This is a genomic window from Kribbella sandramycini, from assembly GCF_013131805.1.
Classification (GTDB): Bacteria; Actinomycetota; Actinomycetes; order Propionibacteriales; family Kribbellaceae; genus Kribbella; species Kribbella sandramycini.
The window spans coordinates 54,799-65,227 of sequence record NZ_JABJRC010000016.1 but is presented as its reverse complement, the minus strand read 5'-3'; the positions used below and the strand labels follow the sequence as shown (position 1 = coordinate 65,227).

Below are 10,429 nucleotides of genomic sequence, written 5' to 3'. Positions count from 1 at the left end.
ACCCGACCGCGGTCGTCGGCAAGCAGACCACCGTCGAGAAGCAGGACGTCACCGTCAGCGGCTCCGGCGACGCCCTCAAGGTCAACGACGCCAACGTCGTCTGCGGCGGCGTCAAGACCGCCAACGCCACGGTCTACCTGATCGACACCGTGCTGATGCCCCCGAAGGCCTGATCGCCACCGGAAACACGCCGTACGCCGGGTCGGCGCCACAGCGAACGATTGCCCGTGGCACCGATCCGGCATCAGTATGAGGGTCGAGCAGAGGACAGCAGCGTGACAGACAGCACCCCACTCCCCTGGCCGGGCAGCAGGTCCGGTCCGAGCGTTTCCGACAGTGACCTGCTGTTGCGGGTCGCGAGTGGGGACACTGCGGCCTTCAGCACGCTCTACGACCGGATCAGCCCGTGGGTGTACGGCCTGATCCGGCGGGTCCTGCGAAACCCGGCCCAGTCGGAGGAGGTGACCCAGGAAGTGATGATCGACATCTGGCGGACCGCCACCCGCTTCGACGCCGGCCGCGGCTCCGCACAGGCGTGGATCCTGACCATCGCGCACCGCCGGGCCGTCGACCGGGTCCGCTCCGAGCAGGCCTCCACCGACCGGACGGCGCTGGTCGCCGCGCGCACCGTCGAGGTCGAGTACGACGAGGTGTCCGACACCGTCAGCACCCGGCTGGAGGCCGAACAGGTCCGCCGCTGTCTGGACACGCTGACCGATCTGCAACGCGAGTCGATCAACCTCGCCTACTACAACGGCTACACCTATGTGGAAGTCGCCCAGCAACTCGACGCCAAACTACCTACGATCAAAGCGAGAATGCGCGACGGCCTGATTCGCCTGCGCGACTGCCTCGGAACCACGAAGGGGGGTACCCGATGACGGAGCCCGATGTCCACACACTCGCTGGTCCATACGCCCTGGATGCGCTTCCGGACGACGAACGGGCGCGCTTCGAGGCCCACCTGGCTGCCTGCCAGTTCTGCACCACCGAAGTCGCCGAACTGCGTGAGGCAGCAGTCAAACTGGCCACTCAGGTCGCTGCGCCACCGCCGCCGCGACTCAAGGCCGACGTACTGAACGCGATCGAGAGCGTCCGGCAGTTGCCGCCGCAGGTCGGCGGAGGGGCACTGCGGCAGCGCTACAGCCGGCGCTCGGTGTTCGCGCTGGCCGCCGCGGCGCTGGTGATCGCTGGTGCCGGCGGGGTTGCCGTCGACCAGTACCGCGACAAGCAGGCCGTGCTGCAGACCAACGAGCAGATGGCCGCCGTGCTGTCGCAGCCGGACGCCAAGACCTCGCATGGCAAGGTTGACGGCGGCGGTCAGGCCACCGTGGTCATGTCGGCCCGGGCCGACGCGGTCGTCGTCGTACTGCGCGATCTGCACCGGCCGCCGAACGGCAAGGTGTGGCAGCTCTGGCTGATGGACGCCTCCCAGCGAGCCGTGTCGATCGGTCTCACCTCTGGTGACCTGACGAAGGTCGTCCAGGGCAACGTGGTCGGCAACACGACGTTCGGGATCACGGCCGAGCCGAACGGCGGTTCGCCCGGCCCGACGTCCGCTCCGGTCGCAGCCGTCGAGATGACCTGATCCTGTCAACAACCAACGCCTGACCCACCGCAGCGTGAAGATCGTCGTCACCGTGCCGTCGCCCACGGCACGGTCATCACGCAGAGACGGAGTCAGGAATGAGACCTCCCCGCTGGGCCGCCGCCGTTGTGGCACTGGCCCTTCTGAGCACCGGCGTGACCGCACAGGCCGCCGACAACACCGCCCCGAACCCGATCCTCGCCAGTAATGCGAACGGCTGGGGAACCATGTCCGGCGGTACCGGCAGCCGGGTCGCAATCTCGGGGCATCCGATCGCGGCGTACGCGTATCAGGTTGCTCTGACCGGTAGTACGGCTGGGATCTACCTGCCGCAGCAGGCCGTAGTGGCCGGTAAGAAATACACGATCACGGTCGACGCGAAGACCCGTGGGTCGGCGCGGATGCAGATGGACTGGTACGGCGCCAACGGCGGATACCTCGGCAGCACCGAAGGACCGTCCGTCACGACGTCGGCGTCCGCGTGGACCAAGGTGTCCGCACAGTTCACTGCGCCGGCTGGTGCGGTGAACTCGCATCCGCTGACGTACATCGCAGGCGGCTCGGGTACCTGGCAGTCGACGGCGGCCGACTACCGGCAGGTCGGCGACGACCCGCCGCCGTCCGGTGGGACTGCGGCCGGGAACTACAACTGGGGCCCGGCGCTGCCGGCCAGCGACGAGTTCAACTACACAGGCGCACCTGACGAGAGCAAGTGGGGGATTTACGGCGGGAAAGACGGCTGCGGGCCTGGCCACGCCGGCAACGGGAAGCGTTGTGGGTATGCGAATACCGTCCAGGACGGTTACCTGAGGCAGACCGGCTACGCGAATGGCGACACGGCCGGGCTGGCTTCGAAGCTGGGGCAGAAGTACGGGCGCTGGGAGGTGCGGGCGCGGGTGCTGTCGGCCGGTGGCGGCGGTGCGGCGTACCACCCGGTGCTGATCACCTGGCCGGATGACGACCGGTGGCCGCAGGGCGGCGAGTACGACTACTTCGAGGTCAACGTGGGTGACACCCGGGCGACGGCGTTCATGCACCACCCGACCGAGTCCGGCGTCGTACAGGACGAGTACCACTCCGGGCCGCTGGATCTGGGGCAGTGGCACAACTACGGCTTCGAGTGGGCTCCGGACGGGCTGACCGGCTACATCGACGGCGTGCCGTGGTTCCACGACACCGACCCGGACGCGCAGGCGCCCGGCCCGATGCACCAGACGATCCAGCTGGACAACTTCTGCGGCTGCTCGATGCAGAAGGCGTACTTCGACGTCGACTGGGCTCGCGTCTACCCGTATTAGGGCGTGGCGAGGGTCAGGACCACTTCGTTGCGGTGAATGGTGAGGTGGCCGCCGGTGGCCTCGGCATAGCGACGAGCGATGTCGAGGCCCAGGCCGCTGCTGCCGCGGTCGCTGCGGCCGCGCTCCCCGGCGCCGAGCGGGATGCCGGGGCCCTCGTCCGCAATGGTGATGCGGATCGCGGTCTCGATCCGGACCATCGTGATGCGGGCCGGTGTGCCGTCGGGGGTGTGGGCGACGACGTTCTCGACGAGGGCGTCGAGTGCTGCGGCCAGGTCTTCGGCGGCGGAGCGGACCAGCGCGGGCGGGGTCAGGAGGTCGAGAGTCAGCTCTCGGCCCTGGTCTTCGAACAGCGGCTCCCAGAACGCGGCCCGCTCCCGGGTGACCTGTACGGCGTCGCACTGCGGCACTCGGCCTTCTCGCTGCGGACGACGGGCCGCACTGATGACTGCGGTCAGCGTGCGCTCCAGGCTGGTCACCTGGGTGTTGAGCTCCTCTGCGCGCTCTCGGTCGGGTAATGCTTCGACCTGAAGCCGGAGCGCGGTGAGCGGCGTCCGCAGCCGGTGGGACAGGTCTGCGACCGACTCACGCTCTACTGCGATCACCTCGTCGATGCGGTCGGCCAGCAGATTCAGAGCGGCGCCTACCTTGGCCACCTCGGTCGGGCCGGTGGTTGGCGCCCGGGCCTCCATGTCACCGGCGGCCAGGCGCTCCGCCGTACTAGCGGTCTCCTCGAGCGGACGGGCGAGGCGGCGGGAGACCAACTCGGCGCCGAGGATGCTGAGAAGCAGGACCAGCAGGCCGGCCGCGACCAGGATGAGGACGCGTGGCGTCAGCCCGGCGTACAGCTCGTCGTCGGTCAGGTAGAGACAGACCGAGGCCGGGCCGTTGCGGGTGTTGACGTCGATCTCGACGGCGAGGCCGCCGTTGACGTGGCGGTAGTTGGCTTCGCCGATCTTGGGCGGGCCCTTATGATCGTCGTCGTACGCGGTCGGCGAGGGTTTCGGGGCCGCGACGCCGCCGGGCGGGCCGTCGCCGAGCGTCGTCCCGTCGGGGAGGCGGACGGAGATCCGGCCGGGGCCGTCCGCGGCGATACCGCGGATGAAGGCGTCGATGTCGTCGGCGGTTTTGTCCTTGTCCTTGTCGCCGAGGTAGTAGGCGACGCTCTCCGCGCGGTAGCGGGCCTTCTCCTTGGACTCCTCGGCGGCCGTGCTGCGCAGTAACAGGATCAGCGGGACGGCGAACGCGACCAGCACGATCGTCGTCATCCCGACCGAGAGCAACAGGATGCGGCGGCGCACGGTCAGACCTCGGGAGCGGCGAGTTTCACGCCGACTCCGCGAACGCTGTGCAGGAAGCGCGGCGCGGCGGCGGTCTCACCGAGCTTGCGCCGCAGCCAGGACAGGTGGACGTCGACCGTCCGATCCCCGCCGCCCCACGGGAGGCCCCACACCTCGGCCAGCAACTCCCGCTTGCTGACCACGGCCCCGGGACGCCGGGACAACGCGAGCAGCAGGTCGAACTCCTTACGCGTCAGGTCGACGGGCGCGCCGTCCAGCGTCACCTCCCGACTGCGCGGGTCGATCTTCAGCGGACCGACGTCGACCGTCGGATCGCCCTGCTGGTCGGCCCCCAGCCGGCGCAGGACCGCCCGGATCCGCGCGTCGATCTGGGCCGAGCTGAACGGCTTGATCACGTAGTCGTCGGCCCCCGCGTCCAACAGCTTCACCACACTCGCGTCGTCGTCCCGAGCCGTGGCCACGATCACCGGCACATCACTCACCGACCGCACCATCGCCAACACGTCCCGCCCGTCCAGATCCGGCAACCCCAGATCCAGCAGCACCACCTCGGGCCGATCCCGCGCCACCCCCGCAACCCCCGCCGCCCCACTCCCCACCGCCGCCACCACATGCCCAGCCGCCGTCAGCGCCTTCCCCAACGACACCCGAATAGCAGCGTCGTCCTCAACCAACAACACCCGAGCCATACCCCCGAGCGTAACCACCTGCCCCTCAGCCACTCACCAACTCGGCCACCCCCCACCCACCCCTCCCCCCACCCACCCCCTTCGAACCACCACTCCCCCGGCCGCCCTCCGTTTGGTGGGCCGGCCCACGGCAGCGTGGGTGGGCCAACCGCCTGCGATGGGCCCACCCGCCCGCTCGTGGGCTGGCCCAGCAAACTGGTGGGCTGGCCCGGCGAACGTCTGGTGGGCTGGCCCGGCGAACGTCTGGTGGGCTGGCCCGGCGAACGTCTGGTGGGCTGGCCCGGCGAACGTCTGGTGGGCTGGCCCGGCGGCTGGGTCGGGAGGTTAGGTGGGTGGGGGTTTTAGGCCGGTGGAGTGGAGTTCGAGGGTGGCCAGGGCTCGGATGGTGGTGGGGTCGCCGGCGCGCCAGGCGGCGGCTGGGTCGGGGGAGATGCGGGCGAGTTTGTGCATGGGCTGGTTGGCCATGGCGCGGAGGGCGAAGAGGTCGAGGTCGGCGGCGGAGTCGATGAAGCGCTGGGCGGCGGTGGCTCGGCGGATGAAGCGGATGCGGCGCGGGAGCCAGATGAGGAGGGCGAAGAGGATGGGGAGGGTGATGGTGACGGCGGCCAGGACGTAGGCGAGTTGTTCGACGGCGTGGGCCTGGTCGCGGCCGGCTTGGGCCATCCGGGCGGCGGCCGCGGCGGCGCCGTCGATGGGGCTGCGGAGCTCGTCGCCGACCGCGGGGACCTTGCCGATCGGGTCGGAGAGGCGACGGAGGTCCTCGGCCAGGCCGTCGCCCGCTTCGGCGGTCTTGCGCCCTGGGGCTCCCAGGGCGTTGGTGATCTTGAAGACCAGCAGGCCGACCTTCACACAGACGTAGATCCAGGCGACCAGGAGAAGGTCGCCGAAGAGCTGCCAGAACCGCTGCCTGCCGACCTGCGAGTAGAGCTTCACCGGACGGACATTAGAGGCTGGAGCGCAGATCCCACAGCAACGGGTAGTAACGAAGATCGAGGCGGCTGCGCAGGTAGTTGGCGCCGGAGGAGCCGCCGGTGCCGGGCTTGGTGCCGATCATCCGCTCGACCATGACGACGTGCCGGGCGCGCCAGGCGGCGGCCAGCTCGTCGTGCTGCAGCAGCGCCTCGGCCAGCTCCCAGACGGCGCCGTAGTGGGCGCGGTCACCGGCGACCTTCCGCAGCGCGTCACTGATCGAGTCGTCGGAGTCGGTCTCGAACCCGGCCTTCTGCAGGACGACGAGGAACGAGTCCCACAGGGTGGGCTCGGTGAGCCGCTGGTCGAGCCGTGCGGTCTCGGCCTCGGTCAGGCCGCGGAAACGGCGTACGAACGACGGGTCCTTCGCGGCGGACAGGAACTCGATCTCGCGGAACTGGACCGACTGGAAGCCGCTGGCCGGTGACAGCCGGTGCCGGAACTCGCCGAAGTCCTGCGGCGTCATCGTCTCCAGGATGTCGACCTGCTGGGTCAGCGTGCGCTCGATCGTGTGCACCCGGCGGAGCAGGTGCTGGGCCAGCCACAGCTCGTCGTTCAGCATCGCGTTCCGGGACGCCGTCAGCTCGTGCAACACCTGTTTGAACCACAGCTCGTAGACCTGGTGGATGGTGATGAACAGCAGCTCGTCATGCGCCGGCGGGTCGGACTCCAGGCGCTGCTGGTCGAGCAGCTCGGTCAACCGCAGGTAGCTGCCGTAGGTCAGCCGGCCGCCCTCCTCGCCGAAGTTCACGTCGACGCCGCCCCACCGGCCTACTACCTCTTCACCACTGGTCATGTGTGGAGACTAACTCAGGCACTTCGTGACCGGTCAGCGATTGGCTCGTTGGACCAGGGGTACGCCGAGTTGAGGAGTTGCATGACCGCCACGGTCGAGACGCCGCTGGTCCCGGGGCCGATCCAGGGGCCGACGCGCGAAGAACCGATGATCGAGGCGCTGCTGCTGGACGAGTACCGGTCGCTGGCCCATCTGGCCTATCTGATCCTGCCCCCGGCGTTCAGCCGGGCGCGGCGGATCGCGGCCGCGCACCGCGTGGTGCAGCGCGCAGTACCCCCGGGGTTGCCGGTGCCGGATCGGGAGCCCCGGGAGTTCCTCCGCAGCCGCGTCGTCCAGGAGGCCACCCGCCAGGCCGCCTGCCGCTCGCTGCTCGACCGCGCCGGCGGTGTCTTCGCCCCGGCCGACGCCCTCGGTTTCGACCCCTGCTCCGTCGAGCTGGACCGGACGGCGATCGCCCAGCGGATCGCCCGCGGCCGCCGGATCGCCGTCGCCGCCACCGCCGTCCTCGCGATCGGCCTCTTCGCCGCGCTGCTGTTCTCCTGACCGACCGCCTCTGCTCCTGACCGGCCGCGGCAGCAGTTCGGTCCTGGCTTGATGTCTTGACGTCACCCGGGCAGGCACCTACTTTCGGTGCACCGCTCACCCCCTACCGCCCCAGGGAGGCTCGTGATGTTCGTTGGAATCGTTTCCAGCCTCAGTCTGCTCATCACCCCGCTCGGCGCACCCGCGCCGCCGGCGACACCGGAGGGCACCGTGTCGGCACAAGCCGTGATCTGCAACAAGTACTGCGACGCCCGCGACCCGGCCCTGTCCCCCGGCGACCGGGTGCCGGTCTCGGCCACGCTCTTCGGCCGCACCTTCAAACTGCATTTCAACGACACCGACGCGATGGGCTGGGGCACGGTCGAGAACGGCGACCCCGGTGACGAGGTCTGGCTGGACCGCTCGATGGACGGCGGCCGCAGCTGGAGCGGCGGCAGCAAACTCGGCGCCACCACGACGCCGGCCGGCCAGCGCGGCTGGCGTACCCAGATGTACAACGTCGACGACTGGCAGAACCTAGGCGTCGGCGCGCTGCGCGTCTGCGGTAAGGCCAACGGCCGCCCCGAGATCACCTGCTCCCCCTGGGCCCGGACGACGTGGAACGCGTGGGACCGGCGTACGGCGGCCGCCACCGCTCTCATGCAGGACTACAACCTCACCACCGGCCTCTTCCGGACGACGGGCTGGTGGAACTCGGCGAACGCGCTGAACGCCCTGATCGACAACATCCGGGTCAGCGGCATGCAGAGCTACAAGTACGCCATCGGCCGCACCTACGACCTCAACCTGAACGCGCACCAGGGCCAGTTCCGCAACGACTACATCGACGACACCGGCTGGTGGGGCCTGACCTGGATCGCGGCGTACGACCTGACCGGCGAAACGCGCTACCTGCAGACAGCACGGATCGACGCCGACCACATGGCCGCGCACTGGGACAACGTCTGCGGTGGCGGCGTCTGGTGGAGCCAGGCGAAGACGTACAAGAACGCGATCACCAACGCGCTCTACATTCAGCTGAACGCCGCACTGCACAACCGGATGCCAGGTGATACCACCTACTTGCAGCGGGCGCAGAGCGGTTGGACATGGTTCCAGCAGACCGGAATGATCAACAGCGCGAACCTGGTCAACGACGGCATCGACCTGTCGACCTGCCGCAACAACGGCGACACCACGTGGACCTACAACCAGGGCGTCCCGATCGCCGCACTGACCGAACTGCACAAGGCGACCAACAACTCGGCGTACCTGACCACTGCGCGCCAACTGGCGAACGCGTCGACCACTGCGAGCGGGCTGCACACGTCTGACGGCATCCTGCGGGAGCCCTGCGAGAACGGCGACTGCGGCGGTGACGGCCCGTCCTTCAAGGGCATCTACGCCCGCGCGCTCACCACGCTCAACCAAGCCCTCTCCGACCGCCCCTACACGGCCTACCTCCGCAAGCAGGCAGACCGCGCGTACGCCGCCGACCGCACGCCCATGGATCAGTACGGCCTGCGCTGGGCAGGTCCGATCGACAAACTCGACTCAGCTCGCCAGCAGTCAGCTCTCGACCTACTGAACTCCCCTGTCTAACGTTGGCAAGTGGACATCGAAAGCTACGGCACGCAGTGGCGCGCGACGCTGCTGCGTGCCGACCGCCCCTCGGACTGTCTCTTCCGGCTCACTCTGCTGGTGGACCCCAGCCGTGGCGCCGAGGGCGTCGTCTTCACCGAGTTCTACGACTACGCCCCGCTGGGCACCGACCCCGGCCGTGAGTACGGCTACAGCGTCAACGCGCCGTACGACGCTCTCGACGTCCTCGCCGATGCCTACTCCCCCGGCGACGGCCCGGCCCGGGAGCGGCTGGCCGACGGGCTGGCAACACTCGTCATGCAAGGCGTCCTCGGCAACAACCTCCCGCTCAAAGGGAACCAGGCCAAAGTTCTCGAAGGTTTCCTGGCCGCCGGCGTCACCGCCACCAAGAGCAATTGGTTCTGGATGAACTCGGACTGATTTGAGCCGGTATCCGGCATAATTCGGCGGCATGACAGCGGGGACGGACCTGGGCGGACTGCGGCGGATCAACGAACTCGCCGTCCTGGGCGCGATTCGCGGCGGGGCCGAAACGCTGACCGAGGTCGTTCGGCGGACCGGGTTGGCGCGGGCGTCGGTCGGCGAGGTGACGCGCGATCTGGTCGCCAGCGGGTGGATCAGCGAGGTGGCGCCGGTGGTGCGCGGCCGTGGGCGACCGGCCGTGCGGTACATGTATCCGGCCGCGGCCGGAGTGCTGGTGGGTGTCGACGTAGGAGCGTTCAACCTGCGCGTGGTGGCCGGAGATCTGAACGGGCGGGTGCTGGGCTGGGAGCGGCGGGCAACGACCCCGGAACTGCCTGCCGGGCGGCGGATCGAGCTGATCGCCGTCGCGATCGCCGAGTGTCTGCGCGCGGTCGGCCAAGGTGCGCCCTGGGGGATCGTTGCCGGGAGCACCGGGCGGGTCGACGACCGGAAGGTCGTACTGTCGGCCGCCATCCCGGACTGGACGGGCATCGAGCTGCGCGACCAGTTGCGCGAGCGGTTCCCGGGCAGTGTGGTCGGGATCGGTAACGACAGCCGGCTCGCCGCGCTGGCCGAGCAGCGCCTCGGGCCCGGGCGGCCGGAGAGCTTGGTGCTGCTCCAGGCCGGACGGCGGACCGGGCTCGGGCTGGTCCTGAACAGCCGGCCGCACACCGGATTCGGCGGCACCGCGGGCGATCTCAGCCGCTTCCCGGCGCTGAAGTGGGAGGCCGCGATCGAGTACCTCGCGATGAGCGGTGTCGCCCCGTCCGGCGGGCCGACGGCGGACCCGGTCGCCGACACGCTGAACGCCGCGATCGAGGGCTCGCCCGAGGCGTTGGCCGCCGTCCGCCGGTACATCCGGATGCTCGCGAACACCGCGGGCGCGGTGGTCTCGATCCTGGATCCGGAGGTGCTCGTCCTGGGCGGCTCACTGGCGGCGTACGGCGAGCTGCTGCTCCCCTTGCTGGCCTCGGAGCTCGAACTGCTCGTACTCCGGATGCCGCGCCTCGAAGCCTCCGGCCTCGGCGCGGATTCGGCCGCCCTGGGCGCGCTCTGCGCCGCGGTCGAACTGGTGGACGCCGCGCTGCTCGGCGACGGCAGCGGCCCGTTGCCCGCACACCGGCGGCCAACCGTTTCCACCTGAGTCGAAGGGGGTTGCCAGCTCCGAGGACGCGACTTATATCTATGGAGTCCGTCCAAAATAA

General features: G+C 69.6%; 12 protein-coding genes. 8 read left to right on the top strand and 4 right to left on the bottom strand.

Annotation, left to right across the window (positions count from 1 at the left end):
• The 4 genes from HPO96_RS36615 to HPO96_RS36600 form a co-directional block, all read left to right on the top strand.
• On the top strand, nucleotides 1-173 hold a 173-nt coding region (locus HPO96_RS36615), incomplete at its 5' end, for a fasciclin domain-containing protein (protein ID WP_171673688.1).
• A gap of 102 nt (nucleotides 174-275) precedes the next feature.
• Nucleotides 276-881: an ECF RNA polymerase sigma factor SigK gene (gene sigK / locus HPO96_RS36610; protein ID WP_171679078.1), complete on the top strand. Its 606-nt coding sequence runs from the start codon at nucleotides 276-278 to the stop codon at nucleotides 879-881.
• Nucleotides 878-1,588, top strand: a complete 711-nt coding sequence (locus HPO96_RS36605; RefSeq protein WP_171679077.1) for an anti-sigma factor — start codon at nucleotides 878-880, stop codon at nucleotides 1,586-1,588. Before sigK ends, HPO96_RS36605 begins: the two co-directional genes overlap by 4 nt.
• A 98-nt stretch (nucleotides 1,589-1,686) precedes the next feature.
• Complete coding sequence (locus HPO96_RS36600; RefSeq protein WP_171679076.1) at nucleotides 1,687-2,886, top strand: glycoside hydrolase family 16 protein; 1,200 nt, start codon at nucleotides 1,687-1,689, stop codon at nucleotides 2,884-2,886.
• Here the strand turns inward: HPO96_RS36600 and HPO96_RS36595 are convergent.
• The 4 genes from HPO96_RS36595 to HPO96_RS36580 form a co-directional block, all read right to left on the bottom strand.
• Nucleotides 2,883-4,184, bottom strand: a complete 1,302-nt coding sequence (locus HPO96_RS36595) for an ATP-binding protein (RefSeq protein ID WP_171679075.1) — start codon at nucleotides 4,182-4,184, stop codon at nucleotides 2,883-2,885. The genes HPO96_RS36600 and HPO96_RS36595 overlap by 4 nt on opposite strands.
• Nucleotides 4,185-4,186: 2 nt before the next feature.
• Nucleotides 4,187-4,873, bottom strand: coding sequence for a response regulator transcription factor (locus tag HPO96_RS36590; protein WP_171679074.1), 687 nt, complete (start codon nucleotides 4,871-4,873; stop codon nucleotides 4,187-4,189).
• A 324-nt stretch (nucleotides 4,874-5,197) separates the two neighbouring features.
• Entirely contained in the window at nucleotides 5,198-5,806 is a 609-nt protein-coding gene (locus HPO96_RS36585) for a hypothetical protein (protein ID WP_171679073.1), read from the bottom strand.
• Nucleotides 5,807-5,816: 10 nt separating this feature from the next.
• A complete protein-coding gene (locus HPO96_RS36580) occupies nucleotides 5,817-6,638 on the bottom strand; it encodes a tryptophan 2,3-dioxygenase (protein WP_171679072.1) in 822 nt (273 codons plus the stop codon).
• An 81-nt stretch (nucleotides 6,639-6,719) separates the two neighbouring features.
• Here HPO96_RS36580 and HPO96_RS36575 point away from each other — a divergent pair, with 81 nt between their 5' ends.
• From HPO96_RS36575 to HPO96_RS36560, 4 genes are all read left to right on the top strand, one after another.
• The gene (locus HPO96_RS36575; protein WP_171679071.1) at nucleotides 6,720-7,181 is read left to right on the top strand and encodes a hypothetical protein; all 462 of its coding nucleotides are present in this window, start codon (nucleotides 6,720-6,722) and stop codon (nucleotides 7,179-7,181) included.
• A gap of 126 nt (nucleotides 7,182-7,307) precedes the next feature.
• Nucleotides 7,308-8,762, top strand: coding sequence for a glycoside hydrolase family 76 protein (locus HPO96_RS36570; protein ID WP_171679070.1), 1,455 nt, complete (start codon nucleotides 7,308-7,310; stop codon nucleotides 8,760-8,762).
• A gap of 9 nt (nucleotides 8,763-8,771) precedes the next feature.
• A complete protein-coding gene (locus tag HPO96_RS36565; protein WP_171679069.1) occupies nucleotides 8,772-9,182 on the top strand; it encodes a hypothetical protein in 411 nt (136 codons plus the stop codon).
• A gap of 31 nt (nucleotides 9,183-9,213) precedes the next feature.
• Entirely contained in the window at nucleotides 9,214-10,368 is a 1,155-nt protein-coding gene (locus HPO96_RS36560) for an ROK family protein (RefSeq protein ID WP_171679068.1), read from the top strand.
• Nucleotides 10,369-10,429: the final 61 nt, after the last annotated feature.